23 protein-coding genes and 2 pseudogenes are annotated in these 26,878 nt (G+C 67.4%); 12 read left to right on the top strand and 13 right to left on the bottom strand.

What is annotated here, in order from left to right; genetic code table 11:
• From J7E91_RS19995 to J7E91_RS19985, 3 genes are all read right to left on the bottom strand, one after another.
• A partial coding sequence (locus J7E91_RS19995) for a glycoside hydrolase family 5 protein (protein ID WP_214906645.1) occupies positions 1 to 1,071 on the bottom strand: 1,071 nt, incomplete at its 3' end.
• A 60-nt stretch (positions 1,072 to 1,131) separates the two neighbouring features.
• A complete protein-coding gene (locus J7E91_RS19990; RefSeq protein WP_214906643.1) occupies positions 1,132 to 2,097 on the bottom strand; it encodes a zinc-binding dehydrogenase in 966 nt (321 codons plus the stop codon).
• A 201-nt stretch (positions 2,098 to 2,298) separates the two neighbouring features.
• Positions 2,299 to 3,522: an NADP-dependent malic enzyme gene (locus J7E91_RS19985; RefSeq protein ID WP_214906641.1), complete on the bottom strand. Its 1,224-nt coding sequence runs from the start codon at positions 3,520 to 3,522 to the stop codon at positions 2,299 to 2,301.
• Positions 3,523 to 4,045: 523 nt separating this feature from the next.
• Between J7E91_RS19985 and J7E91_RS19980 the strand changes: the two genes are divergently transcribed.
• From J7E91_RS19980 to J7E91_RS19970, 3 genes are read left to right on the top strand one after another with little or no spacing between them, the layout of a single operon-like run.
• On the top strand, positions 4,046 to 5,008 hold the full coding sequence (locus tag J7E91_RS19980; protein ID WP_214906639.1) for an ABC transporter substrate-binding protein: 963 nt from the start codon (positions 4,046 to 4,048) through the stop codon (positions 5,006 to 5,008).
• 29 nt (positions 5,009 to 5,037) lie between these two features.
• Positions 5,038 to 5,982: an amino acid ABC transporter permease gene (locus tag J7E91_RS19975; RefSeq protein WP_214906631.1), complete on the top strand. Its 945-nt coding sequence runs from the start codon at positions 5,038 to 5,040 to the stop codon at positions 5,980 to 5,982.
• Complete coding sequence (locus J7E91_RS19970) at positions 5,979 to 6,740, top strand: amino acid ABC transporter ATP-binding protein (protein WP_028811707.1); 762 nt, start codon at positions 5,979 to 5,981, stop codon at positions 6,738 to 6,740. The genes J7E91_RS19975 and J7E91_RS19970 overlap by 4 nt, the downstream gene beginning before the upstream one ends.
• Positions 6,741 to 6,820: 80 nt before the next feature.
• Here the strand turns inward: J7E91_RS19970 and J7E91_RS19965 are convergent, their stop codons facing one another.
• Positions 6,821 to 7,582, bottom strand: a complete 762-nt coding sequence (locus J7E91_RS19965; RefSeq protein ID WP_214906659.1) for a trans-aconitate 2-methyltransferase — start codon at positions 7,580 to 7,582, stop codon at positions 6,821 to 6,823.
• A 106-nt stretch (positions 7,583 to 7,688) separates the two neighbouring features.
• Here J7E91_RS19965 and J7E91_RS19960 point away from each other — a divergent pair, with 106 nt between their 5' ends.
• Positions 7,689 to 8,318, top strand: coding sequence for an ABATE domain-containing protein (locus J7E91_RS19960; protein WP_214906629.1), 630 nt, complete (start codon positions 7,689 to 7,691; stop codon positions 8,316 to 8,318).
• On the opposite strand, the gene sodX is transcribed toward J7E91_RS19960, so the two are convergent.
• Entirely contained in the window at positions 8,222 to 8,647 is a 426-nt protein-coding gene (sodX, locus tag J7E91_RS19955; protein ID WP_214906627.1) for a nickel-type superoxide dismutase maturation protease, read from the bottom strand. The genes J7E91_RS19960 and sodX overlap by 97 nt on opposite strands.
• Before the next feature lie 143 nt (positions 8,648 to 8,790).
• On the opposite strand from sodX, the gene sodN reads away from it, so the two are divergent.
• Entirely contained in the window at positions 8,791 to 9,186 is a 396-nt protein-coding gene (gene sodN / locus J7E91_RS19950) for a superoxide dismutase, Ni (protein ID WP_214906624.1), read from the top strand.
• A gap of 7 nt (positions 9,187 to 9,193) precedes the next feature.
• Here sodN and J7E91_RS19945 read toward each other — a convergent pair whose 3' ends face one another.
• Both J7E91_RS19945 and J7E91_RS19940 read right to left on the bottom strand, forming a co-directional pair.
• Positions 9,194 to 10,228, bottom strand: coding sequence for a site-specific integrase (locus J7E91_RS19945; RefSeq protein WP_214906621.1), 1,035 nt, complete (start codon positions 10,226 to 10,228; stop codon positions 9,194 to 9,196).
• A gap of 21 nt (positions 10,229 to 10,249) precedes the next feature.
• A complete protein-coding gene (locus tag J7E91_RS19940; RefSeq protein ID WP_214906612.1) occupies positions 10,250 to 10,753 on the bottom strand; it encodes a helix-turn-helix transcriptional regulator in 504 nt (167 codons plus the stop codon).
• A 120-nt stretch (positions 10,754 to 10,873) separates the two neighbouring features.
• Between J7E91_RS19940 and J7E91_RS19935 the strand changes: the two genes are divergently transcribed.
• From J7E91_RS19935 to J7E91_RS19920, 4 genes and pseudogenes are all read left to right on the top strand, one after another.
• The gene (locus J7E91_RS19935) at positions 10,874 to 11,068 is read left to right on the top strand and encodes an AlpA family transcriptional regulator (protein WP_030207232.1); all 195 of its coding nucleotides are present in this window, start codon (positions 10,874 to 10,876) and stop codon (positions 11,066 to 11,068) included.
• 544 nt (positions 11,069 to 11,612) lie between these two features.
• Positions 11,613 to 12,865, top strand: a pseudogene (locus J7E91_RS19930) (DUF3631 domain-containing protein).
• Between the two features lie 187 nt (positions 12,866 to 13,052).
• On the top strand, positions 13,053 to 13,763 hold the full coding sequence (locus J7E91_RS19925) for a hypothetical protein (RefSeq protein WP_214906610.1): 711 nt from the start codon (positions 13,053 to 13,055) through the stop codon (positions 13,761 to 13,763).
• Positions 13,753 to 15,449, top strand: a pseudogene (locus tag J7E91_RS19920) (relaxase/mobilization nuclease domain-containing protein). The gene J7E91_RS19925 and the pseudogene J7E91_RS19920 overlap by 11 nt, the downstream one beginning before the upstream one ends.
• A gap of 51 nt (positions 15,450 to 15,500) precedes the next feature.
• Here the strand turns inward: J7E91_RS19920 and J7E91_RS19915 are convergent.
• The 5 genes from J7E91_RS19915 to J7E91_RS19895 all read right to left on the bottom strand — a co-directional run bounded on the left by J7E91_RS19915 (position 15,501) and on the right by J7E91_RS19895 (position 19,254).
• Positions 15,501 to 16,034 carry an SMI1/KNR4 family protein gene (locus tag J7E91_RS19915; protein WP_214906609.1) on the bottom strand — a complete coding sequence of 178 codons (534 nt, stop codon included), beginning with the start codon at positions 16,032 to 16,034 and terminating at the stop codon, positions 15,501 to 15,503.
• Positions 16,035 to 16,239: 205 nt separating this feature from the next.
• Positions 16,240 to 16,785 carry an HAD domain-containing protein gene (locus J7E91_RS19910; protein WP_214906607.1) on the bottom strand — a complete coding sequence of 182 codons (546 nt, stop codon included), beginning with the start codon at positions 16,783 to 16,785 and terminating at the stop codon, positions 16,240 to 16,242.
• A 34-nt stretch (positions 16,786 to 16,819) separates the two neighbouring features.
• Positions 16,820 to 17,512, bottom strand: coding sequence for a bifunctional 2-polyprenyl-6-hydroxyphenol methylase/3-demethylubiquinol 3-O-methyltransferase UbiG (locus J7E91_RS19905; RefSeq protein WP_214906605.1), 693 nt, complete (start codon positions 17,510 to 17,512; stop codon positions 16,820 to 16,822).
• 1 nt (position 17,513) lies between these two features.
• Positions 17,514 to 18,425 (bottom strand): phosphotransferase, encoded by a 912-nt coding sequence (locus J7E91_RS19900; protein WP_214906603.1) that lies wholly within the window; start codon positions 18,423 to 18,425, stop codon positions 17,514 to 17,516.
• Positions 18,426 to 18,504: 79 nt separating this feature from the next.
• Positions 18,505 to 19,254: a hypothetical protein gene (locus J7E91_RS19895; protein WP_214906601.1), complete on the bottom strand. Its 750-nt coding sequence runs from the start codon at positions 19,252 to 19,254 to the stop codon at positions 18,505 to 18,507.
• Positions 19,255 to 19,477: 223 nt separating this feature from the next.
• Between J7E91_RS19895 and J7E91_RS19890 the strand changes: the two genes are divergently transcribed.
• Both J7E91_RS19890 and J7E91_RS19885 read left to right on the top strand, forming a co-directional pair.
• Positions 19,478 to 20,833: a tetratricopeptide repeat protein gene (locus tag J7E91_RS19890; RefSeq protein ID WP_214906599.1), complete on the top strand. Its 1,356-nt coding sequence runs from the start codon at positions 19,478 to 19,480 to the stop codon at positions 20,831 to 20,833.
• 1 nt (position 20,834) lies between these two features.
• The gene (locus J7E91_RS19885) at positions 20,835 to 21,365 is read left to right on the top strand and encodes an NUDIX domain-containing protein (RefSeq protein WP_214906597.1); all 531 of its coding nucleotides are present in this window, start codon (positions 20,835 to 20,837) and stop codon (positions 21,363 to 21,365) included.
• 371 nt (positions 21,366 to 21,736) lie between these two features.
• Here J7E91_RS19885 and J7E91_RS19880 read toward each other — a convergent pair whose 3' ends face one another.
• A complete protein-coding gene (locus J7E91_RS19880; RefSeq protein ID WP_308376800.1) occupies positions 21,737 to 25,051 on the bottom strand; it encodes a hypothetical protein in 3,315 nt (1,104 codons plus the stop codon).
• 1,142 nt (positions 25,052 to 26,193) lie between these two features.
• Between J7E91_RS19880 and J7E91_RS19875 the strand changes: the two genes are divergently transcribed.
• Positions 26,194 to 26,835, top strand: coding sequence for a class I SAM-dependent methyltransferase (locus J7E91_RS19875; protein WP_214906593.1), 642 nt, complete (start codon positions 26,194 to 26,196; stop codon positions 26,833 to 26,835).
• Positions 26,836 to 26,878 lie beyond the last annotated feature (43 nt).

Below are 26,878 nucleotides of genomic sequence, written 5' to 3'. Positions count from 1 at the left end.
TGTCCCCGCCGCGTCCACCGCGCAGTAGCCGCCGCCGTAGCACCACACATAGCCCGCCCAGCCGGAGCTGTAGCGGTTCATGGAGGCGAGGGCCTCGCGGTAGAAGCGCCCCATGTTGGGGAGGGAGTTGTTCAGCGGCCCCCACTCCCCCACGACCACCGGCACGCGGTGCTGCTTCGGATACGCCGTGACGGCGGCCTCGTACGACTCGATCCAGCCGGCCGCCGGGTCGTAGTCGGCGCCCGCCTCCATGGCGGTGTTGTAGAAGTGCGGGGCGTACACGACCTTCGGGTCCTTGATCTTCCCGAGTCCGGTGGGCACGCCCTCGCCCACGATCGGCGTCGGCTCCACGAACACCCAGTTGTCGCGGTCCACCGAACGGACGGCGTCCGCCAGGCGGTTGTGCATCGGTGTGATCTGGTCGCGCTCGATGCGGCGGGCCGCGGTGGGCAGGTCCTCGCCCTCCCTCAGCTCACCCATCGGCTCATTGATCAGGTCGTAGCCGANNNNATCCGGATCCTCGTAGAGATGGGTGAAGGCGCGCTGCACGGCCGGCTGGAAGTACTCCGAGAACCAGTCGTCGGGATTCGGCGTGAACGGCAGCCCGTCGGTGCGCGTCGCCCACTCCGGGATGCCCCGATGCCCGAAGGCCGGGCCGAAGACGTCCTGGTGGGCGTCGATCAGGACCTGGATGCCGTACTTCTCCGCCCAGTCCAGGATCCGCTCGATCTTGCGGAGGTACGCCGCGCTGTACTGCCCGCGCCTGGGCTCCAGGTCGTCCCAGAAGACGAGCAGCCGGGCGAAGTTGAAGCCGCGGGCGTTCAGGTCGCGGAAGTGGCGCTCGGTGATGGCGGACAGCGCCTTGTCGCCGCGGTTCGTCTTGTCCTCGACGTTCCAGCCGCGCAGCGTGAGGACGCGGCCGCGGTCGTCGGTGAGCCGGGGGACCGCGTCACCGCCACCGGCTTCCCGCGCCCCTGCGGCCGGGGTCAGGACCCCGGCCGCCAGCGCGACCGTACAGACAACAGCGGCGATTCCACGGACAGTTCGAGTTCGGACAGACACCACGGACATCCCTCCAGCAGCACGTCGTCGTCGCGTGCCGGAGAGCACATCAGCAGAACTGACGATCCATCAAGAGGTCGTCAGCACGATCTTTCCGAAGAGGTCCCCGCCCGCCATCCGCTCGAAGCCCTCGCGGGCCCGGTCCAGCGGCAGGACGTCGTCGATGACCGGGCGTACACCCGTCGCCGCGCAGAAGGACAGCAGGTCCTCCAGCTCGTCCTTGGAACCCATCGTCGAGCCGACGACCTTGAGCTCCAGGAAGAAGATCCGGTTCAGTTCGGCGGACGGCGGGTTCGGGCCGCTCGTCGCGCCCGAGATGACCAGCGTGCCGCCGGGCCGCAGCGACTTCACCGAGTGCGACCAGGTGGCGGCGCCGACTGTTTCGATCACCGCGTCCACGCGCTGCGGCACCCGCGCACCCGGCTCGTACGCCTCCACCGCGCCCAGCTCGACGGCCCGCTTGCGCTTCGCCTCGTCGCGGCTGGTGGCGTACACCCGCAACCCCGCCGCCTTGCCGAGCACGATCGCGGCGGTCGCGACACCGCCGCCGGCGCCCTGGACCAGGACCGCGTCACCGGGGCGCACGCCGGCGTTGGTGAAGAGCATCCGGTACGCCGTGAGCCAGGCGGTCGGCAGGCAGGCGGCCTCCGCGAACGACAGCTCCCTGGGCTTCGGCAGCACGTTCCACGCCGGGACGGTGACCTGCTCGGCGAAGGTTCCCTGGTACTTCTCCGTCAGGATCGACCGCTTCTCGCGCGGCCCGACGCCGTGGCCGGTCTCGCCGATGACGGAGTGCACGACGACCTCATTGCCGTCGGCGTCGATTCCCGCGGCGTCGCAGCCGAGGATCATCGGCAGAGCCTCCTCACCGAGACCGACGCCGCGCAGCGACCACAGGTCGTGGTGGTTGAGGGAGGCGGCCTTGACGGTGACGGTGGTCCAGCCGGGTTTCACCTCGGGCGCGGGCCGATCGCCCAGCTCAAGGCCATTCAGGGGCTGGTCACGGTCGATGCGGGCGGCGTAGGCAGCGAACATGACCATGACGATAGGGCGGACGAGTGCGGGAAGGAACCACGCACCGGTGTGACACGCGTCCCTCATGTGAGCGGCGCGGACACTTTGAGAGTGGCCGCAACGTCCAGCCTGCCCGGCCCAGCCCCGCCCACCCCAAACGCAAGGGCCGTGCCGGACCCCTGGCCAGGGGTCCGGCACGGCCCGTACGGGCGAAGCCCACGCCTACCGGCGCGCGACACCCTCCGCGCGCGCCGCCGCGGCGACCGCCGCCGTGACAGCCGGGGCGACCCGCTCGTCGAACGGGGACGGGATCACGTAGTCCGCGGCCAGCGCGTCACCGACGACATCGGCCAGCGCGTTCGCCGCCGCGATCTTCATGCCCTCGGTGATACGGGAGGCCCGCACCTGGAGCGCACCCGCAAAGATCCCCGGGAAGGCCAGAACGTTGTTGATCTGGTTCGGGTAGTCGCTGCGCCCGGTCGCGACGACCGCCGCGTACTTGTGCGCGACGTCCGGGTGGACCTCGGGGTTCGGGTTGGCCATGGCGAACACGAACGCCTGCGGCGCCATCGAGGCAACCGCAGCCTCCGGCACCGTACCGCCGGAGACGCCGATGAAGACGTCGGCGCCGGCCAGCGCCGTCTCCAGCGAGCCGCTGAGCCCCGCCCGGTTCGTGATCTCGGCCAGCTCGCGCTTGACGTCCGTCAGGTCCTCGCGGTCCCGGCTGACGATGCCCTTGCGGTCGGCCACCGCCACGTCGCCGAGCCCGGCCGCCAGCAGGAACTTCGCGATGGCGACCCCGGCCGCACCCGCGCCCGAGATCACGGCGCGCAGGTCGCCGAGCGTACGGCCGGTGAGCCTGGCGGCATTGCGCAGCGCGGCCAGGGTGACCACGGCCGTGCCGTGCTGGTCGTCGTGGAAGACCGGAATGTCCAGCGCTTCCTGGAGCCGGCGCTCGATCTCGAAGCAGCGCGGCGCCGAGATGTCCTCCAGGTTCACACCACCGAAGGACGGGGCGAGCCGCACGACAGTCTCGATGATCTCGTCCGTGTCAGTCGTCGCGAGCGCGATCGGCACCGCGTCGACGCCGCCGAACTGCTTGAAGAGGATCGCCTTGCCCTCCATGACGGGGAGCGAGGCCTCGGGGCCGATGTCGCCGAGCCCGAGGACCGCCGTGCCGTCCGTCACGACGGCCACGACGTTCGACTTCCAGGTGTAGTCGTTCACGAGCTCGGGCTGCTCCGCGATCGCGCTGCACACCTTGGCGACGCCCGGCGTGTACGCGAGGGACAGGTCGTCCTTGTCGCGCACCGGCACGGTCGCCTGAATGGCCATCTTGCCGCCCCGGTGCAGGGCGAAGGCCGGATCGAAGGGCTCCTCGGGAGCCCCTTCCGCACTGTTCTCCGTAGTGCTGTCGCTGCGAGGATTGACGATCTCCGCTGCCATTTGTTTTACCCCTTAAGTCTTCATCAGTTGAGGGTGGCCGCTCCTGGTTGAGGAGGGGTGGGCGGGCACCGCGTCCGTTCCCTGCGCTGGGCGGTTGGCCCGCCCTGACAGAGAGGAGGTACGTACGCGCGGGCGCGCCGCACACGCGCCCTGAGCCCCGGATGAGGGGTGTAACCGTCTTTTCTACCTGATCGGCGGCATCGACGACGAGCCCGTATCACCGCGGTGACACGACTCATGCGCGCATGTGGGGACAAGTCCGTTTCGTGGCATGAATCGGTTCCGAATGGCGAGACGGACCGGAGATTTTCCGGCCGAAATGGCAGTGCTCAACAGATGGTCCGGCCTTGATGTACCGGCCTGTTGAGATTCGGGGGTCACCCGTTACCCGATTTTGACATGACTGGAGCCCTGAATGGGCTGGTCCGAATGGCAAGATGCCGTAATCACACGAGGTCGCGATACTCGAAGCAGTGTGCCCGACCTCCCAGGCCACTCCCCTTTCCCGCCGGAGGAACCAACCATGACCGCACGCACCACCCGTCGTACGACCGCCCTCAAGTCCAGGACAGCTGCGGTCGGCGCTATCGCGGTCGCCGGCGCTCTGCTGCTCGCCGGCTGCGGCGACCAGACCGGCTCCGGCAAGAAGGACGGCCCCGCCAAGGTCTCGTCTGCGCCGCTGGCCGACAAGCTGCCTCAGGCCATCCAGGACAAGGGTGTCATCAAGGTCGGTTCGGACATCGCTTACCCGCCGGTCGAGTTCAAGGACAAGACGGGCAAGACGGTCGGTATCGACCCCGACATCGCCGCAGCACTCGGCAAGCAGCTCGGCGTGACGTTCCAGTTCGAGAACGGCACCTTCGACACCCTCCTCACCGGCCTGCGCTCGAAGCGCTACGACATCGCCATGTCGGCCATGACGGACTCGAAGGCCCGCCAGGAGGGCATCGACCCCGACACCGGCAAGAAGGTCGGCGAGGGCGTCGACTTCGTCGACTACTTCACCGCGGGCGTCTCGTTCTACACCCCCAAGGGCAAGACCCAGGGCATCAAGACCTGGTCCGACCTCTGCGGCAAGAAGGTCGTCCTCCAGCGCGGCACCGTCTCGCACGACATGGCCAAGGCCGAGTCGAAGAAGTGCGAGAAGGACAAGAAGGGCAAGATCGCGATCGAGTCCTTCGACAACGACCAGCAGGCCCAGACCCGCCTGCGCGGCGGTGGCGGCGACGCCGGTTCCTCCGACTTCCCGGTCGCGGCGTACGCCGTGAAGACGTCCGGCGGCGGCAAGGACTTCGAGCTCGTCGGCGAGCAGGTCCAGGCCGCCCCGTACGGCATCGCCGTCGCCAAGGGCAACAAGGAGCTCGCCGAAGCGCTGCGGCTCGCCCTTGACGCGATCATCAAGAACGGCGAGTACGACAAGATCCTCTCGAAGTGGGGCGTCGAGGCCGGCGCTGTCAAGGAAGCCAAGATCAACGGCGGCTCCTGATACCGGCCAGGCTCTGAAAGGCACTACCCGTGACTGCTGACGTCAACAAGACGGACGAACCCGACGACGCGCCAACCCCCGCGGCTGGACCGGAGGCCATCAAGGCCATCCCGGTCCGGCACTACGGGCGGTACGTGTCCGCGGTCATCGCCGTCGCCCTGCTCGCCTCGATCATCTATGCCTTCTCCCAAGGCAAGATCAACTGGGACGCCGTCCCCGAATACTTCTTCGACGACCGGATCATCAATGGTGTGGGCCAGACCCTGCTCCTCACCATCCTCTCCATGGCGATCGGCGTGGTCGGCGGCATCACCCTGGCTGTGATGCGCCTGTCGAAGAACCCTGTGGTCTCTTCGATCGCATGGGGGTACATCTGGTTCTTCCGCGGGACGCCGGTCCTGGTCCAGCTCATCGTCTGGTTCAACCTCGGCCTGGTCTTCGAGTACATCAACCTCGGGCCGATCTACAAGGACTACTGGTCCTCGTTCATGACGCCGCTGCTGACGGCGCTGCTCGGTCTCGGCCTCAACGAGGCCGCGTACATGGCGGAAATCTGCCGGGCCGGTCTCCTCTCGGTCGACGAGGGTCAGACCGAGGCCTCGCACGCCCTGGGCATGAGCCACACCAAGACCCTGCGCCGGATCGTCATCCCGCAGGCCATGCGTGTCATCGTGCCGCCCACGGGCAACGAAGTCATCAACATGCTCAAGACCACCTCGCTGGTGTCGGTGGTCCAGTTCTCCGAGCTGTTCCGGCAGGCCCAGGACATCGGCCAGACCTCCGGCGCCCCCGTCGAAATGCTCTTCCTGGCTGCCGCCTGGTATCTGATCCTCACCTCGATCCTCAGCATCGGGCAGTACTACCTCGAGCGGTACTACGCCCGTGGCTCCAGCCGCAGCCTGCCGCCCACCCCGCTGCAGAAGATCAAGTCCGGTGTCTTTTCGCTGCGCCGCCCGAAGGGAGTGACGGCATGACCGCCATGGTGAAGGCCGAAGGCGTCCACAAGTCCTTCGGCGCCGTCGAGGTCCTCAAGGGCATCGACCTCGAAGTCGCCCCCCGCGAGGTGTTCTGCCTGATCGGGCCCTCGGGCTCCGGCAAGTCGACATTCCTGCGCTGCATCAACCACCTCGACAAGATCAGCGCCGGTCGGCTGTCGGTCGACGGTGAGCTCGTCGGCTACCGCCAGAAGGGCGACAAGCTCTACGAGCTCAAGGACAGCGAGGTCGCCCTCAAGCGACGCGATATCGGCATGGTCTTCCAGCGCTTCAACCTCTTCCCCCACATGACGGCCATAGAAAACGTCATGGAGGCACCGGTCCAGGTGCGCGGCGAGGCCAAGGCAGTCGCCCGGGCCCGCGCCGAGCGCCTGCTCGACCGGGTCGGCCTGGCCGACAAGGCCGGGAACTATCCGTCACAGCTTTCCGGTGGTCAGCAGCAGCGCGTGGCGATCGCCCGCGCGCTGGCCATGGAGCCGAAGCTGATGCTCTTCGACGAGCCGACGTCGGCGCTCGACCCCGAGCTGGTGGGCGACGTACTCGACGTCATGCGCGGTCTCGCCGAGGACGGTATGACGATGATCGTCGTCACGCACGAGATGGGATTCGCCCGTGAAGTCGGTGACTCCCTCGTCTTCATGGACGGCGGCGTTGTGGTCGAGTCGGGCAACCCGCGCGACGTACTGACGAACCCGCAGCACGACCGCACGAAGGCGTTCCTTTCGAAGGTGCTGTAGTGATTAGGCGGTTACGAGAGAGGCGGTGCGGACCCGGGTCCGCACCGCCTCTCTCGTTTTCCCGCCTTCTTCGCCTTCGGCTACTTCACCGCCAGCACCAGCGCGTCCGAGGGCGAGCGCCACACGGCCCGCGCCTCGCCGAACCCGCCGGCCTCGCGCAGTGTCCGCGCGTGCCACTCGACGCTCGGGGTGTCGCCGTCGGCGTGCTCGCCGTAGATCTCGAAGCGCCTGGCGGTCGGCTCCGCGAGTACGGGGTCCTTGGCAGCCAGGGCCCACCAGTCGGCCCAGTCCACCGCGCCCTCGGCCCTGGCACGGTCCATGTGGGCGTGCCGGTGGGCGCGTTCGGCCGCGTTGATGCGCGGGGTGCCCTCGTCCTTCATGTGGTCGGCGTTCATGAAGACTCCGCCGGCGCGCACGAGGCCGCCCAGCTGCCCGTACAGGGTGACGAGGTCGTCACTGTGCAGCCAGTGCAGCGCGGTGGCGGTGAGGACGGCGTCGTACGTCTCGTACGGCAGCGCGCTCGTCCACTGCGGGTCCTTCAGGTCGGCCGTCACGAAGGTGACCCGCTCGTCCCCGCCGAAGTACCCCCGCGCGATGGCGAGGAGCGCCGGGTCGAGGTCGACGCCCGTACTGGTGGCCTTCGGGAACCGCTTGAGCAGCCGGTCCGTAATACTTCCCGTACCGCATGCCAGATCCAGCACCCGCGGCTCCGGGCCGACCAGCGCCTCGACCATGTCGAGCATGACCCGGAACCGCTCCTCGCGGTCGGGCATGTACCACTCCTGCTGCCGGTCCCAGCTCTCCTGCCAGCCCGCCCAGTCCGTACCCGTCGTCGACTCCATGTCCGTCTCCGCCATCAGCACTCCTCCACTCCGTTCCGTACCGTAATACCCTCGAAGCACGACCAGCCATTACGAAAACTCTAGACCGCCCCCGTAAGGACTACAAGTGGAACTGGCCTATTACTCGGACTACGCCGTGCGCCTGGTCAACAGCGAGGAGCCGGCCCGCAACAAGGACACCCTCACGTCGGTGGACGCGGTCAGGGCCCTGTTCGGCGGCAACGCGTCGGCGGCCCGCCGTGCCACGGACGCGGACGTCACGCGTTTCCGGTCCGTACGGGCCCGCCTGCGCGCGGTCTTCGAGGCGGCCGACGGGGGCGACGAGACCCTCGCCGTCGACCTGCTGAACTCACTCCTGATGGAATTCCCGGTCAGCCCGCAGATCTCCGGCCACGGGACGCGCAAGGAGGACGGCCGCCCGGACTGGCACATGCACCTCGCCGACCACCCGTCCAACGCGACCGCGGGGTACGCCGCCATCGCCTCGATGGGCCTGGCGTTCCACCTCACCGAGCACGGCGCGGACCGCCTCGGCCTGTGCCAGGCCGCGCCGTGCCGCAACGCCTACCTCGACACCTCGACCAACCGCTCGCGCCGCTACTGCTCCGACCGCTGCGCGACCCGCGCCAACGTCGCCGCCTACCGGGCGCGCAAGCGCCTGGAGACGGACCGGTCGGCCAGCACGGGCCGTACGGCGGAAACCAGCCAGGAGAGCACCACCGCGGCCGACCGCTGACGCCCGGCGCGGATCGGCCGGTACCGCGCCCTGACCCGCCCCAGCACCAGCTCGGCCGGCACCACCCCGAACGCCCGGCTGTCCACGACCTCGGCGTCCGGATTGTCGCCGAGCACCCACCACCCACCGTCCCGCCGGTCCACCAGCCGCTTCACGATGAGCAGATCCTGCTGCAGGGGATGCCGCAGTACGACCACATCCCCCACGCGCAACTGCGCCCCGTAATGCACGAGCAGCTGATCCCGGTGCAGCAGTGTCGGCACCATGGAAAGACCCGTCACCTCGGCGACCCCGAACATCGCTGTCGGCTCCCGCCCTTGATCCACCATCCGGCCCTCCCGGTCCGTTCCTCCACCAGTCCCATACTCACCCTGGACTTTTGACCTAAGCCCATGGGGGCACCCGCGAAAACAGGTCTCTCACGGAGTAATGTCCCCCCTGAGAAGACGATCACGAGGAAGGAAGCTCTTACATGCTCTCCCGCCTGTTTGCCCCCAAGGTGAAGGTCAGCGCACACTGCGACCTGCCCTGCGGCGTGTACGACCCGGCCCAGGCCCGCATCGAGGCCGAGTCGGTCAAGGCCGTCCAGGAGAAGATGTCGGCCAACGACGACGCGCACTTCCAGGCGCGCGCCACGGTCATCAAGGAGCAGCGCGCGGAGCTCGCCAAGCACCACGTTTCGGTGCTGTGGAGCGACTACTTCAAGCCCCCGCACTTCGAGAAGTACCCGGAGCTGCACCAGCTCGTCAACGACGCCCTCAAGGCGCTCAGCGCCGCGAAGGCCTCGACGGACCCCGCGACGGGCCAGAAGGCGCTGGACTACATCGCCCAGATCGACAAGATCTTCTGGGAGACCAAGAAGGCTTGATCTTCGATCATGCCCTCTGACCTGCGGTTTCCTTGATCGCCTGGTCTTCGAGTCCGCACCCGGTCCGCAGGCCGCCGAGCACGGCGTCCATGACGGACCGGGTGCGGTCTTCTTCGCCCGGCCACAGGTGGGGCGGCAGCCCGACAGGCTTGCGGCCCTCGCGCTCGGCCGCCTCGTTCTCCGCCTTCTGTAGCGCCCTACGGGCGCAGTTCCACTCCGTCTTCCAGCGGCGATAGTTGAGGGGCTCGCCCTCCTCCATCGTGAACAGCCACTCCTGGGAAGACCTGGCGGCCAGGTGCGCCAGGAGGACATCCGTGACGACCTCGCCGACCGGAACCGTCCGCCGGGACTTCGCGGTCTTCGGCGGCCCGATCTTCCCGGACTGGAGGCGCTGCCGGTCGACGCGGATGGCGCCTGCCTTGAAGTCGACGTCCGACACCTTCAGGCCCAGCAGTTCGCCGATGCGCAGCCCTGATCCGGCGAGGGTGACGATGGCCGCGCGGACGTACGGCGGCATCACCCGCGCCATCGCCTCGACCTGCTCGACCGTGGGCGGGGTGACCTCCTCGTCCGGCATGGCCGGGAGGGTGATCCTGCAGCACGGACTGGAGGCGATGACCTTGTCGTCCACGGCCGCCGTCATGACGCGTACGAGGACGTCGTAGACGTTCCGTACGCTGCCGGGGCCGAGCTGGTCGGACAGGCGCTTGAACAGCACCTGTATGTCGTTGCGGCGTATCGCCGCCATGGAGCGGGCTCCCAGCGCCGGTACGAGGTGGAGCCGCAGCGCGTTGTCGGTGATGCGCCCGCCCGCCTCGCTGGCGATGAGCGACTCCTCCCACCTCTTCGCGTAGGTCTCGAACGAGATTCGTCCGGCGCGGGGATCGACGTACTGGCCGGTGACGACGCTGGCCGTGACCTCGTCGAGCCAGCGCTGGGCATCGAGCTTGCGGTCGAAGTGACGGGCGTGCTCCTTTCCGTCCAGGTCGCGGTAGCGGGCCCGCCATTTGCCGGTGTCGGGGCGCTTCTGAATGTTGGCCAAGTGGCCTCTCCTTCGGTTCGGTTATCGGTAGTGGCCGCCGCCCTCGATGTCCTCGGTGAGGGTGCGGGCGTCGCGCACGTCACCCATGAGGCGAAGACACTGCTCGTGGATGGCCCGTGAGCTGTCCGGGTGGGCCTGAATGTGCTCCGCGATGGCGGTGACGGCTCGGTGCAGGCGGTCCTGCGCCTCACGCGTCTCGTAGAACGCCTCGACGGCCTCTTGCGCGAGCCGCCGGGCGTTGACATCGAGCCCCTCCAGGGGCGGAGACATCAGCTCTTCAAGGGGGAGCTCGAAGACGCGCGCGAAAGCGAGACCCTCGTCAAGGTTGATCCGGCGACGCGGGGTGCCGTTCTCGATGCGCCAGACCGCCGTCTGGTTCATCTTGACGCCGGCCCTGGTCACCCGTTCCGCCAGCTCGGTGGTGCTCCACCCTCTGACTTCGCGCTCCAGGGCCACGCGCGCAGCCACGTTCCCTTCGCTGTAGAGCAGCGGCACCTCGCCGCCTTCGGGCTTGTCGCCTGCCATCGAACCTCCATCACGACCATCGCTATCCAAATTGAAACATGAGCTTCCCGATTTGGCTAACCGGCGATCGCCAGGTACAACCTATGCAGATCGAATTGCCACCTAGCCGAATGGGAATGTATGCGATACCTGACCACCGCCGAGGTCGCCGAGCGCTACCGCACAGCCGAGAGCACCGTCCGCTACTGGCGCCAGATCAAGAAGGGACCGCGCGGCATCAAAGTCGGCAAGCGGGTGCTGTACCCCGAGGCCGAGCTGCTGCGCTACGAGCGCACGCTGATCGACGGCCGAGACGAGTGGGGCCTCGCCTCATGAGCCACCGGCCGGGCCGCACACGGCGACGGCCCTCGGCGCGCGTACGCCGAGGGCCGGAGATTTCCCTGCGCGTCGCCCATCCCTGAACGAACGAACCGGTGAGGGGCGGGACCTTGCCCGTCCTGCCCCTCACCTGAGAGGAACGTCTATGGAGGACACTACGTCCCCCGCCACCCCGAACACATCCCCCAAGGTCGTCTGGCCCACCACCGCGGTCCCCGGCCAGGGCATCCCCTGGCGCAACGGGGACCGAAGCGGGGACCGAACGGAGTCACGGTCCCCTGCTGCACGCGCCACCGACGATGCTTCGACGGGTGTTCCGGTCGGGGACCGAAACTCCCCCAGCGCGGAACATACGCAGGTCAGCACCCTGGCGACCGGGCCCGACGGTGCGGACCATGCCGGTCCCGTCGAACTGGAAGCCGGGGACCGGGCGGAGACTTGCGGTCCGCTGGTCCCCGAACCCGGTCCCCGAATCCCCGGTGAGCGCGGCGCGTTTCGAGCAGACGGTGAAGATCACGGTCCCCACGTGTCTGCGGGGACCATGGTCCCCGACGGCGGATCGGGGACTGGGGACCGCGCCAGCATGAGCGGCGAGATGGCCAACGAAGGAGCCGCGCTACTGGATGACCTCCGTGCGACGATCGGCCGGTACGTGGTGCTGCCGAGCGACGAGGCACTGACCGCGGTCACTCTGTGGGTGGCGGCCTCCCACATCCAACCCGCCCTCCAGCACGCCCCGCGGCTCGCGGTGGTGGGGCCGACCAAGGGGTGTGGCAAGTCCCGTGTCCTGGACGTACTCCACGAGACCGTGCACCAGCCGATGATGACGGTGAACACCTCTCCAGCAGTGGTCTTCCGCGTCATCGGCAAGAACCCGCCGACGCTGCTGGTGGACGAGGCCGACACCATCTTCGGCCCCAAGGCCGGCGACAAGGAGGACCTGCGCGGCCTACTGAACGCCGGGCATCAGCGCAACCGGCCCGCCTGGCGAATCTCCGGGCCGGAGCACAAGCCGACGGCGTTTCCCACCTTCGCCATGGCCGCGCTCGCGGGGATCGGCGACCTACCGGACACGATCATGGACCGGGCAGTCGTGCTCCGCATGCAGAAGCGCAAGCCGGGCGAGCGGATCACCCCGTTCCGCTCGCGGTACTCGCTGCCCGAACTGCACGCGCTGCGCGACCGGCTGACCGCCTGGTTGACCCCGCTGCGTGGCACCGCTGCGGCCTACGTGCCAAAGATGCCGGTCGAAGACCGCGCTGCGGACACCTGGGAGCCGCTGGCCATCGTCGCCGACCTGGCCGGCGGGCACTGGCCCGCGCACGCACGTGCAGCCTGCTTGGCGATGACCCGCAACGAAGTGGTCCAGGACGAGCAGACGACCCTGAAGACGCGCCTGCTGCGCGACGTCCGCCGTGTCTTCGAGCAGGAGGGCAACAAGGAGGCTCTGCGCAGCCAGGACCTGCTCGCCGCCCTCGTCCAAGACGCCGAGGCGCCGTGGGCCGAGTACGGCACCAAGGGCCTGAACGCCTACCACCTGGCCAACCTGCTAAGGGACTTCGGCATCAGCCCGGCCAACCACCGTTTCGAAAACGGCAGGCAGGCCAAGGCATACGCCCGCAACCAGTTCCTCGACGCCTGGGCCCGCTACTGCCCCGATCCCCCCAGCTGGCCCCCGCACTCGGGGAGGCCGCGCCCGCTCGCCCAGCCCAAGGCAAGCCACCCGCCCCGCCGTCCGGGACGCTGCCCATCGGCCTGTACGGCGGCACCACCGGCCCCAAGCGCACTCGCTGACCGCCCTTCCTGGGGCCGTATCACTCCGTCGCATCCGTCCCCGCGCAGGTCAGCGCGGGGACGGATCTCGTCGCCAAGACGGATCACTCCGTACCTGTGGTCGTGTCCGTACCTGCTCTGACCAGCCAAGCGACGGATGCAACGGACGTGACGAAGCCCCATCCCACACGACTGCCGGAGCACCACCATGCCCGAAACGAGCACCGACAATGCCCTGTCCCGCCGCCGCAGGGGACTCTTCAGCCTGACCCGCCGATCAGCAGCAAGCTGGAGCGAACGAGCCTCTAACGAGGCTTCGTCCGCGCTTGCCCCCGCCCCAGGGGCGGCGGAGGAGGAGGCCGGGCGCCAGGGGACGCCCGAGCCAGAGGAGGTGGCGGCCGAGCTCAGCGCCCTGCACGCAGCCGACTCCAGCGCCCCGCGCACCGAACCACCCGCCGATGCCCAGCCACCCGCCGAGCAGCCTTCCTGGCGCGAGCCCGACGCCCCCGTGCTGCCCGCGCTAATGAACCGCAAGCGCACCACCGAGAAGCGCGACCAGGAAAAGACCATCCGCTTCACCCCGACCGCAGCCCGCATCATCGCCAAGGAGGCCGAGCGGCGTGGCCAGAAGTTCGCAGGATTCGTAGGTGACGCCGCGCTCGCCGTTGCCCTCGGTAAGGCGGGGCTGGTCGGCAGCCCGGAGGACGATCCTCTCCGCCCGCTGATTGAGGCCGTCGAGGCACACACGGTCGCGCTGAACCGCATCGGCAGCAATCTCAACCAGATCACCGGAGCCATCCACCGAGGAACAGTGCCCGAGCGTGCCGAGGCGGTGCTGGACCGCGTCGAACAAGCGGCTCAGAACAGCTACCGACTGATCGACCAGCTCATGGCGGAGGGCACCGCGCATGGTTCCTGACGTCTCCACCGGTTCCGACACCCGCGGACTGATCGTCTATCTCTTCGGTCCCGGCCGCCGCGACGAGCACACCGACCCTCATATCGTCGCCGCCTGGGACATGCCCGGCGCCCCTGACCCAGGCCGCGACCCCGAGGCCAGCTACACCCTGCTTGCCAAGCGTCTTGACCACCATGTCGACCTGCGCGCCCGCGAGCTGGGCGGCAAGAAACCACCTCAGCATGTCTGGCACTGCCCGGTCCGCACCGCACCCGGCGACCGCTACCTCACCGACGCCGAGTGGGCCGAGGTCGCGCGCCGCATCGTTCACGCCGCCGGCATCGCCACCGAAGACGATGAGAAGGCATGCCGGTGGATCGCGGTGCGCCACGCCGACGACCACATCCACATCATGGCCACCACCGTCCGCGCCGACGGACGCCGCCCCCGCACCCACCGCGACGGGCAGCGAGCCCAAGCAGAATGCCGCAAGATCGAAGCCGAATTCGGGCTGCGCCGCCTGAAGTCCGGCGACCTCACCGCACCGCGCACCCCCACCGGCGCCGAACGCGCCAAGGCCGAGCACCAGGGCCAGACGGTCACAGCACGGCAGTGGCTGCGCGAGCAGGCGTACGCGGTCGCCGCAGCCGTACTACCGAAGCCGACTACTTCACCGTGCTGCAGTCCCTCGGTATCCAGGTCAAGACCCGCAGCGGTCCCGAGACCGGCGACATGATCGGCTACAGCCTGGCCGCACCAGGCGACACCAACGCGGTCGGCGAACCCGTCTGGTACGGCGGTTCCAAGCTCGCGCCAGACCTGTCCATCAACCGTCTGCGCGAACGGCTCACCACCCAGGAAGTGGCCGATCGCTCAGAGCACGTGGCGGACCCCAACACGCCATGGTGGCGGGTCGAGAACGCCCTAAACACGGCGAGTGCCGTCCTCGGCTCGGACGACGACGCCGCGGCCCAGGGCCACCTGGATGCCTTCGGCGACGCCCTGCACACCATGGCTCGCGCCACACCCGGTCGGCACCGGCACGAATTGGTGGCAGCAGCCAGGGCGTTCAACCGGGCCCGCCGCTCAACGATCCGGGCCGACCACCAGGCCGCCACCGCGCTGCGAGAGGCCGCCAAGGAACTCGCCTATGCCTCCAGCGAACCGGGCGGGCTCGCCATAGCCGTGCTCTTCGCAGCCCTGCACTTGGCCCGTGCCGCCGCCAAGTGGCACGAGCAGCGCGGCCACGAGCAGCAGGCGGCAGCAGCCGAGGAAGCCCTCCGCCACCTCCAGGCGGGCTATCATCAGGCCGCCGAACCGGTCTTGGCGGACCTCGCCCACCGTGCTCCACGCGCCACAACCACCAACCGTTTCGCGCAGGACCTTCGTGCGGCCCTTCCCGACCATGCCGACCGCGTCCTCGCCGATCCCGCGTGGGCCGCCCTGACAACGACCCTCGCCCGCGCCGAGACTGCCGGCCACAACCCCCGGCACCTCCTGGCCACGGTCGGCACCCAGCGAGAACTCGACAGTGCCGAGCGCCCAGCCGAGGTTCTCAACTGGCGCATCACCGCTCAACCGAACCGGCGGGCTCAAGCGGCTCGCAGGCGAAGCACCGTCAGCGGCACCTCGTCCGTGTCCGCCACGCCACACCCTCCGGCCACACCAGTGGCCACAAGGACCAAAGAGCGCAGTCGGCACCGCTGACCCCAACCTGATGCCCTCGCCACGGGTCGTGGCGGGGGCATCAGGTTGGGGTCAACGGCAAAGCTTCATGATGGTGTCGTCGAAGTCGGGAAACTCTTGTGTGGCCTGCGCCATGATCGCCGCTGCCGACGCGCGGTGGTCCGGAGCGAATTGCTCCGCGATAGCCGCCAGGCCGCGATTGACCTGCGGAGCCCAATCGGGCTCGGGCTCGTACGAGGTGGCTGCTTCCCACGGGCCGAAGCCGTCAGCTAGCAGCCACAGGAAGGCGCCCAGGTCGCGAGCGACGACGCCCGTCTCTCCTTCGGAGCCCAGAAAGACAACGGGCTGCTCTACCAGTTCCCGACCTGGACGAACCAGCCAGAACGCTGCGTTCCCGCCGGTGCCGTCCTGGCCAAATACGCGGAAGTCGTCGCCGTTCAGCTCGCCGTTGCCTGTCCACGCGCGGAACCACTCGATGGTCTCATCGGCAGTCAAGAAGGACTCGTAGGGTTCGAAGTCGACACCGTCCTCGCCAATGCACTCCAGCCGGACCGCCATAGCAGCGGCGAGCGCGGCGGGGAACTGGCGATCTCCGTTCGCGGCCATGCGAACAGAGTAGCGATCGGTTAGGGCTTGCCAGCACCGCCTCCGCTCCACCCCAGCCGGTACAGCGACTCACTACCCTCAGCGCACTCAGCCGCGCGACCAGGTTCGCTGCCATCCCGTTCAGAAACTGAACGGCGCCCAGGCAGGCAGGGCCCACAGCGCACCCTGATGCCCTCGCTGCTCGTGGCAGCGAGGGCATCAGTCGTCAGGCGGCGCGGGCTGTGGGTAACTGCGAGACCCACGTCGTGACCTCGGTCAGGTGCTCGGGCTGCAGCCCGAGGTGTGGGTCGGGCTGAACGAGGAGGGTCGCCGTTCCCCTGGTGGCGCGCTCTGCTGCCCATTCATGGTCGAGGCCGGTGAAGTCGTCGTCGATCCAGACGGCGGGCACGTCGTCCAGCCAGGCGTCGACGTGGTCGCGCTTCCACAGGTAGCCGTTGGGGTGGCTGGTGGTGATCTGGGGACGCGGCAGGTCGACGTACGGCAGAGACGGGAGGCCGAGGAGGGGCCCGATCAGAGTGGTGGCGTCCTGCCGCCAGCTGGTGCACCAGACGGGAGTGACCAGGCCAGTACGGATCACGTCCATGAGCATGGGACCGTGGGCAGGGTCGAGCCAGACGGTGACCGGGTTGTCGGCGCTCCGGCCGGTGGGGACGACGTCGTGGCGGGCGTGGGTGGCCGGGGTCGAGCCGTCCGCGTCGGGGAAGGGTATGAGGACGCCATCGATGTCGAGGAGCAGGTAGGGCGGGCGCATCGGTTCCTCCAGGGGAAGCCGGGGCGAATGGCTGTCAGAGCTTGCGAGCGCGGATCAGCAGGGTGGTGGGCCAGTGGCCCATGCGGGAGTCATAGAACTCCTGGGCCGAGGTGAGCCAGAAACCCGCCTGGCTGAGGTGCTTCTCCCACCGGTCCGTGGAGAACTCCCAGCGGGCGATGGGGAGCCGGGTGCGGTCGGGAAGGGTGACGTAGTCGCGGCGGGGCCGATCGTCACCCGAGGGGCTTCGGCCGCCACGCTGCGGGTGGGGGACGGAGAAGGCGAGCACCCGGCCGGGTGTGAGGCGCTGAGCAATGGCCGACAACAGGAGCTCAGGGGCGACGAGACCGACGGCGCCGAAGACGGAGTAGATCGCGTCGAACTGTTCGTCGGAGGCGTGCAGGTAGTGCAGGGCGTGGGCGGCCACAAAGGTGAGATTGTTCAGCCGTCCGTAGTGGGAGCGGGCGCGGCGGACCTGCAGGCCGATCAGGTCGACGCCGGTGACGTGAGCCCCATGCCGGGTGGCGATGTGGGCGGCGTTGTGGCCGGGGCCGCAACCAAGTTCCAAGAGCCTTTTGCCGCGCAGGTCAGGCCCGAGGACGTCGGCGCCGGGCCCTTGGCCGGGCCTCGTGGTCCACTCCATCCGGGCGGGTACGGCGAGGGGTTCGGCGAGTCCGGCGGCGGTGCGCTGGAGGGCGTGGGCGTGCCACGGGGAAGCCTGGGCGAGCACGTCAGATCTCCAGGAGGTGGAGCACGTCGGTGAGGTGGCGGCGGACGGCCTTGATGTAGGCGGGGTCGGTGGCCGGGTCGTCGATCCAGCGGATGGACTGCTCCATGAACCACTCGACGGCCCACATGCGATGCCAGCCCAGGGCCCAGCTCTCGGCGGTGAGCCCGCCGCGCGGGGCGAGGGCGTCGGGGGTGCCGCCAGCGGTGACGTACTGCTCCAGGAAGACGCGCAGGCGCACGGGGTGCGGGAGCTCGATGGTTCCGTGCCAGCTGGCGAGGTCGAGCAGACCGGGACCGGTGAAGGCGCGGGCGAAGTCGAGCAGCTTCCAGCCGCGCTCCCCGATGTGAAGACTGGTGGGGTGGAACTCGGAGTGCACCCAGCCGAACGGCGCCATCGTCGCTCCGGCCGAGCGGGCCTCGGCGGCCTGGGCGATCCTGTCGAGCGCGTCCTCAACGTCGTCGGCCTCCTGCCACCGGTCGGCCTTGCGCAGCCGTTCGAGATGCTCCAACGCCCGGGCCGGCAGCGTGCCCAGCCGCTCCTGGTCGAGGACGGGCAAGGGGGGAGCCGTACGGGTGCCGTGCAGCACCACGGCCGCGGCGACGCCGTCCAGGTCATCGGCCTCGCGGACAGACGGCCCGACGTCCTCCATGAGCATGCCGAGCCAGCCGTCCAAAACGGCGGAGGCGTGGACCTGGGGGACGGGAACGCCGAGGGTGTGGGCCAGGCGGAGGGCCTGGTCCTCGCTGTCGAACGGCTTCTTGGCGTACTTGAAGATGGCCGTGGAGCCGTCGGGGAAAGTCACGCGCTCGACTCCGGACATGGACCACACGCGCACCTCCTCCCGTACGGCGGTGGCCTGGCCGGCCACGGTGAGCAGGTTGTCGAGGAGTTCGGCGCTGGGGTTCGTGGTCACGTGAGGGCTCCGGGGAGATGGTGGCGTCCGGGGCGGGCGAGAAGTGTCGGCCCGCCCCGGAGCCTGATCGGGTGGCGGGTTACGCGGCGGGGTTCACGCGGCGGGCGTAGACCTGCTCGATCCAGCCCGTCTTGAATGCGGCCAGGTCGTCACGGAAGTTGGCCATCGAGGCACCGTAGGGCGCGACGACGCCGCCGGTCTGGTCCGGCACGGACTGGCAGCCGTGCACGAGACGGCCGCCGAGGGCGGCGTGGGCCTTGATGGACTCGATGCGGCGGTGCTCGTTGAACCAGCCGCCGTGGTAGACCTCGTCGAGCATGCCGCCCATCTCGTCGTCCAGGTCGAAGACGACGGAGGTGGCGGCGGGGAAGAACCAGCACGGGCCGACGTTGGAGATGTGCCCGTCCAGCTCCACCTTGTTGAGCGCCATGAGCGTGGCCGCCTCGCGGAGCATCCGCAGGTGGTCGGCGGTGATCTGCGGGAGGCCGAGGCCGGCCAGGTGCTCGTCGCGGAACAGGTACGCGTACACCTCGCACGCGGTGGTCAGCACGCGGGCGGCGTCCGAGGTGGACTCGCCCTGGTTCTTGATGAAGTCGAGCGCGAGCTGCTCGACCGCGCTCTCGGTCGTCTCGTCCACACCGAGAAGTTGGGACTTGACCAGCTCCCAGTCGGCGACGAGCCAGGTGTTGGACTCGAAGCGGAAGAAGTACTCGGCCGGGTCGATGGTGATGCGTCGGCCGTCGACCTGGATGCCGGGCAGGCGGCTCCAGCGCGGGTCGAACGCCTCGGGCAGCTCGACCGTGATGGCCGTGGTGTCGATGGTGGTCACCGTGTCTCCGTCTCTGTTCGGCCGGGGCCGGGCACAGGAATGCCCGAACCCGGTGTGGGCGTACGGAACTTCGGGGAGCCGCCCGGACCAAGGGGGAGCCTGGATCACGGTCGCGCCGTTCCGGGCGGCTGCTGATAAGTGAACCGGTGGTCACGCTCAGTGGGTACGGTGGAAGCCAGTTGAAGCGGTATACGCGGTTTACAGCTCCGGAGTGGAGGCGATCGTGGCGGCGCAGAGAGAACCCAACTCCCGCCTGCGCGATGCCATCGACGCGGTCGGCTGCACCTACGAGGCCCTCGCCAGAGACGTGCGGCGTATCGCCGCCGAGAACGGCGAGATCCTCCAGACCAACAAGTCGGCCATCTCCCACTGGGTGAACGGCACCCGCGCCCCTTCCGGGCGAGTAGGCCAGTACCTCGCCGAGGCACTGGCCCGCCGAGCGGGACGCACGATCACCCAGACCGAGATCGGCCTCCGCGCGGCCGAAGCCGAACAGCAGGCGGAATCCGACCCAGTCCTCGCTGTCACCGACCTGGGCCGCGCCGACGTCGAGCGCCGCCGCTTCCTCACCATCGCGGCCTTCACCACCGCCGGCGTCGCCATGCCGCTCGGCTACGACCACGAGGCCACCGCCCGCATGCTCCGCGCCCGCACCGGCACGTCCGTGGTCGGGGTGGAGGACGTGGACGTCGTACGGCAGATCACCACGGCCTTCAGCGCGGCCGATGAGCGCCTCGGGGGCGGCCACGGCCTGACCACGGTGACCGCCTACCTCGCCGACACCGCCGCTCCCATGCTTCGTGGCCGATTCCCCAGCGAAGCCTTACGCCGGGCCGCGTTCGGCGCGGTCGCCGAACTCGCCTACCTCGCAGGGTGGAAGCACCACGACCTGGGCCAAGAGGGTGCCGCCCAGCGCTACTACCAGGTCGGCTACCAGCTCGCCTGCGAAGCCGACCCCCACGGCCACGCCGCCTGGATGATGCGCGCCCTCGCCCACCAGGCCCTCAGCCTCAAACAGCCCCACCACTGCGTCGACCTCGCCGAAGCCGCCCTCGCCCAAGGCACCGGCCACATCGACAGCCAGACTGAGGCCCTCCTCCACATCACCCACGCCCGCGCCTACGCGGCCATCGGCGAGAACCCCCTGGCCGCACGCGCCCTGCTCGCCGCCGAAGACGCGCTGCTCCGAGACGACAGCCCGCAGCCCAGCTTCTCCCGTGTCAGCGGCCCCGCCGCCGGCACCGTGGCGAGCCACACTGCTCGCACTCTGACCGATCTCGCCGATCACGTCGGCACCGAGCAGCAGCATCGCGACGCCCTCACCCGCTGGGACCCGAAGAAGTACAAGCGCGTCCACGCCCTTACCCACGCCGACCTCGGCGACAGCCTCGCCGCCCAGGCCCGCGCCGACGAGGCCGTCGCCGCATGGGCACAGGCGCTGGTCCTCATAGAGGGCATGACCTCCGACCGCACCCGCAAGGCGATCACCTCAATCCGCTCCACCCTCGCGGTCTACCAGCGGCGCAAGGTACCCGGCGCCGCCGATCTCGCCCGCCGCGCCCGCGAGGCCCTCGCTTAGCATGCCCGACAACCAGTCCGACGAAGGGACCCCCATGACCCAGCAGACCGACGACCAGCCGAAGGCCCTCAAGCCGGCGCTCGAATCGATGACCCTGCTGGTCGCCGCGGTGATCGTCCACGACAAGGCCACCAACCGCGTCGTCCTCCTCCAGCGCAGCGAGAACGCCAAGTTCGCCCAGGGCATGTGGGACCTGCCGGTCGGCAAGAGCGAACCCGGCGAGCCCATCACTGAGACCGCAGCCCGTGAGCTCTACGAAGAGACCGGCCTCACGGTGAAGCCCGAGTCCCTCAAGGTCGCCCACATCATCCACGGAGCCTGGGGCGTCGAAGCCCCCAACGGCTTCCTCACCGTCGTCTTCACCGCTCACGAATGGGCCGGCGAACCCGAGAACCGCGAACCCCGCAAGCACGCCCAGGTCCGCTGGGTCGACGCCGACGCCATTCCCGAGGAGTTCGTGGACACCACCTCAAGCGCCCTCCACCGGTACTTCGCGGGGGGCCCGGAGGTCTCCCTCGACGGCTGGCAATAGCGGTACCAACCGCAGACCTGACCGGTCGCCGAGGGCAAGCCCTCGCCACTCGTGTTCGGCAAACCAAGATCGGCCGCATGATGCCCGCACCAGTCACCAGGAGCGTTGCCGTCCCATGGCAGACACCACCACCCGCGTCCGCGAACTCAACCCCTAGCGCCAGTACTCGGACCTCGTCGCCGCGGGCACCAAGACCTTCGAGGTACGGGTGAAATAGGCGCACCTCTCCAACCTCGCCGCCAGGGGCATCATCCGCTTCCGTATCAAGGCCACCGACGAGACCTGCGAGGTGAAAATCGAGAGACGAGTGAGGCAGGTTGGATGAACGAGTCAACTCATTGCTTGTTGATCATAGTCGCCTTGGCGCAAAGTCAGGCTCTGGGTCGCACCCCATCGTCGCATCCCACACAATCTTCGATGTCGATGTCATTTACCGACTTGCAGCCGTTGCAACTCCAGTGTGTTGGCGCAGGCAAGACCTGATGCGCTCCCTTCGGTCGGACCGACAGGTCAACGTCTCGGCGCAGCGCTTGCATGATCGATCCATCGGAGTCAAGATCCGATGTAATTGAGACTGCCATCCCTGCCGCATATCGATAATCTGCTGAATCTGAGGAAGCAGCTCGCGTTAGCAACGACAGGCGTTGATCGCCAGCAGTCATAATAGCAATTACATAGAGTAGGCCCGCTCTAAACCGCGACCAACTCGACATATCCTGATTGAACAGCTCCTGACTGTCCCACGGAACTCGATCTCCATTCAAGTTGCCGAGCACATTTGCTGCCGCACATGCCACCCAGGACGAATCTGCTTCGAGGCATGCCAGCAACATCAACTGCTGTTCGACAGTAAGAACTTGCTCCAAGTTGGGCAACAACGATGGCTTCACCAACGGCGTCGTGACTGCAACAAGCCAATCATCGAGGATAGATTCCGACTCGATCGTCTGCTGAAGATGGCGTGCTTGGGTGGCTACAGCGGGCTTATCGATGCCGTACGCGTCCGCTATCGCGTCGAGCCAGGCACGGCGAATCGCTGAGGTGTCTTGGATGAACGCACGATCAATCTCAGTTGCCGCGGTTTCAGGATATCCGGTCGCAGCGAGTAGATCGCCGAGATCAGTAAGAGACCAGAGGTTCTCGCATGTGGAATCCGAGCATTGGTCTCCAAGCGAGGCCATATCGGATAGCAGCGCCGCCCTGTCCTCCCTCATTCTGGACGCCCAGTCACGCATTCCTGCGGCGATGTTCCCCCAGCGCCGACTTGTGTCAAATCCCGCACGTGCGAGTTCGGTGAAGATTCGCTCAGCAATACGACCAGGTGCGCGCATCGCAATCTCGAACACTCGCTCGCCTGAGCCATCAGGAAGCTCGCCAAGGTTTTTAGCTGCGGCCAAAGCGACCTGCTCCAGCCCGGGTGTGAGGCGGCCTCCGCTGACCATCTCAAACCTACGCCGAGCCTTCTGAATAACCTCTGACTCCAGTGGAAGAGGAATCACAAGCGCTTCATTGACAGCAGCAATACCAGCTCTACTCAGTGGGTAAGTGTCCGTTCTCGCATCCGTCAACTCGCACAGGGCAATCGCAATCACCTCGGCGCGTCCGTCAAGCTCAGCATTTGTTATCAGGTTCGCCCGCTGGCTTCTCAACGCTGGCGGCAGCGCAAGCAGGCAAGCAACTTCCACAAAAGGCCACGGGCCGGCATCGCGCGTTTCATCCCAGAGCGTCGGGAACCACTCCGGAGGGTTGCTAGGGCCACGCTTGGCGGGTGGTTTACCCTCGAGGGACGCGACGGCTCCGTTTGCAAGTTCAACTAGAGTGCGTTCCATTTCACTGCCTGAAAGCGTCACTATGCCGCGGACTGCGAAATCAGCCACCATAATAGTTGCTTCTGGCCGAGAAGCGGCTCCGACTTCGAGAAGCGCCTCAGTCATTCGGGGATCAAGTCCGGCAGCAAGCGCGATCGCACCATCAGAGTCCGTGTAGTCGAGGGCTTGGCGCAGCCAAGCCCTCAATTCTTCCGGCTCACAAGCCCTCGCCCACATGGCCGTAGCGATTTCGGCAAAGACTTTACTCCGAGTGGTAAGTTCACCTGCGGCGTTCACAACGAATACAGCAACGTGCTCGTCCCAGAAACGGAGCACATGCTCTGCCACCTCTTGAGCTGCAGCAGGTGGCATGGCCCAGTGATTGGGATCCCTCAGCATCCCAATCAGGGATTCAAGCGCCTTTTCACGCGTAGGAGTTGCCCCACCGTCAAGGATCCGCCCGAGCACGACGAACCCGCGGAGCAACATGGACGTCGTCAGCGCGGGCGACCACGGTCGGGCCGGGTCAAGGGTGCCTCGCAGCTGTTCCCACCTTCCAACAGACTGCTCTACCGCCCGATGCAACAACGCCGCACGCCCCTTTGGGAGATCCGCATCCGACGCGTTCGCACAAATGAGTGCCAGCAAGATAGCCAGCAATGGCACCGCGAGGAGGTGCTCGTGCTGCTTCTTTGCGTCTTTGATCCAAGCACGCCGCGTTGCCAACCACACTGCTCGGTTCGGCTCGGAAAACCGCGCATCGGCACATGCAACGAGAATGCTGTCGACCGTCTCGCTGAGATCCTTCGGACATGCGAGTTCCACGCGCGGCAGCCCAAGGCGAGCGGCTGGGAGTTGGGCATTCGCCCGTGTCGCCAATACAAAGCCACAAGCCGGGTTCAAGGAAGCAAGGATTGTAGCGAGCTGCTGCGCGACCCACGGGGCGCGAGCGCCGCATTCATCAAGCCCGTCACAAAGGACAATTGCGCGCCCATGCAAAAGTTCTTCAGTCAGATATTCAGCAAGCGGTGCACGTTCCGCACTTGACACAGTGTCCGATGCGGCACCGTCGATTATACCGTCAACAGTCAGGCGTTCTGGCTGCTGTTTCATCGAGCGTGGCAACGACACGGGAATCGGAATTGGGGCGTCAGGGTGGGTTGCGCAGTGGGCCGCGATCTCACGCAATGCAACTGACTTGCCCGATCCCGGTTGACCAACGACGAGCATGCGACGCCAACGCCTTAGATACTGAAGTAGAAAGTGGGATGTGCGCTCGCCCTCAATATCGATCTGGAGGCCATCGATAAGATCGTCGACGACGATAGGCGGTAGGTCTTCGGCAAGTAGGCTGAGATCGATCCTCCCAGCATCTTCCTTGAGCTGAGTGCGGTAGTTACTAATGGCAGTCAGGCGGGAGGCCGCTCGCATGGCAGCCGGACCTCCCTGGTCCGCAGTAACGGTCAAGCCTGCGGAATTTAGGGTCACGACCCAGTCGTCAACGGAGCTTCCGAGCGCTTCACCCGCCTGCCGATGAAAGAGATCAGCTAGGGTACTCACAGCACGCTGTCCCTGCAGGTCGGCGACGACAAAATCCATCAGGGCCGCCAGGAGAGCTCGGTGCGATGCTGGGCCAGTTGAGCTGGGTAGGTGCAAGACACGCACCCGATCGAGCACTGGCTCGCAAACATTTGGGGGAAGCAAGTCAACGAGAATTTTGAATGCCTTTTGTTCGTCCCCGGTCTCCATACGTAGGCCCGCACGATGGCGTCGCAAAGCTCGGTCCAGATTCCTTACCGGGCCGACAAATTCTTCACCGGCAATAACCAGAAGGTCATCAGGGCCAAGCACAGGAAACTGCCCTACCCAGCCAGTCACAGTCTCCTTAAGCGGTCGCCCACGGTCGATTTTACGCTTCGCAGACACGTAGGCTCGACGCCCATCGGAAAAGGTAACACGAATATCATCAGTAGGATCACTGGTCTCGAAATCTAGCCGAACGGGATGTGCCCCGCCCGGCAAATCCAACCCCAAAACCGGTCGGCTGCGGAGCCCATGAACAACCAAATGCGTAGCTAATTCACACCGAAAAACACTGCCGACTTCACCAGCCTGGCCTGCTCTGCTCAACGCAGCCACACCCCACTCTCATGTCGAACGCGCGCAACGGGAAAAGCGGCGCACCGCGTGATTCAAGGATTCCATCCAACTGTTTTGCTGGCAACCTCGCCCTCGACCGATACCTGAACCTCGTCCGCGCTTTCCTCCTCGGCCTCCGCCAGCTCTTCTACACGCCTCGCACTGCCGTGAGGGTTGGCTGGCGGTCACCGTCTGTTGTAGTAGCTCGGCATAGTAGAAGCCGCACTCACCACGGGGCAGGTCGAGACGCCTTTCCCAGCGGACGGCCAGCCGCTTGAAATGGTGTAGGACCGAGAAGTTCTGCTCGACGACGTAGCGGAGCTTGCCCAGGCCCTTCATGTTCGGGGAGCCTCTGCGGGAAATCACCGGCAGGATCCGGCGCCTGCGCAGTTCACGCCGGTTGGGATTGCTGTCGTACCCCTTGTCACCGAGCAGGGCCGCACCAGACCCTGGCCCTGATAGCCACGCAGGGCAACCTGCGAGGCGGAGTAGCCGTCCAAGAACCCCTCGCTCCAACGAACGTACGGCCCCAGACTTTCTGATCCGCGGAGGCGTTACCGCACACCCCCAGTCCGCACACAGTCCGCAGGACACCCGATCACGACCGTCACACCCCATCGCTAGCCATCAGCAAAAGGCCAGGTCAGCGACCCACAGGTAAGATCCCCGCAGGTCACCAATCTGGCCAATTACTTGGAGACCAAGAAGGCTTGATCAGTCCTGGGCCGCCTGATCCGCGTCCGCGCGGGTCGCAGCGCCCACCTGTCCGCACCCGGTCCGCGGGCCGCCGTTCACGGCGACCCTGACGGAGCGGGTGCGGTCTTCTTTTGTCTGACGGGTCAGTCGTCAGCGCGACAGGGGAGGCTCTAGTGTCCTCGCTTGTGACTGAACCTCCCTCGCACCTCCGTGCGACAGCGGATGCCTACGACGCCGTCGCCGTCCGCTACGCCGCACTCCCCCGCAATGATCTTGACGCTCTTGCGCCGGATCGCGCGGTGCTCACCGCGTTCGCCGAACTCACGCGGACCACCGATGCCGGGCCCGTCGCCGAGCTTGGATGTGGCCTTGGACGTGTGACCGTGCACCTGCGGGACCTGGGGCTGGATGTCTTCGGCGTCGACCTGTCACCGGTGATGATCGGTCTCGCCCGCGCGGCATACCCGGACCTGCGGTTCGAGGTCGGTTCCATGGACGCCCTGGACCTGGCCGACGGCACGCTGCAAGGCATCGTGTCCTGGTATTCGGTCATCCACACCCCGCCGCAGGACATGCCCTCGTACTTCGCCGAGTTCCGGCGGGTACTCGCGCCTGGCGGCCACCTCTTGCTCGCCTTCTTCGAGTCAGAGGGTGAGCCGGTCACGGCGTTCGACCACAAAGTGGCGAGAGCTTACCGGTGGCCGATCGACGACCTCGCGGAGCTGGCCGGCGAAGCTGGATTCGTCGAAGTCGGCCGGATGCTGCGGGAGCCGGGCGAGGACGAACGGTACCGCAGGGGTCACCTGTTGATGCGTACAGGAAAGTGACTCAGCGATCGCGGGGCCGCGAAGAAGCTCGGTCACCCGTGCG

Source organism: Streptomyces sp. ISL-99 (genome assembly GCF_018614005.1).
GTDB lineage: Bacteria > Actinomycetota > Actinomycetes > Streptomycetales > Streptomycetaceae > Streptomyces > Streptomyces flavidovirens.
This window is presented reverse-complemented; position numbering and strand designations above follow the sequence as displayed.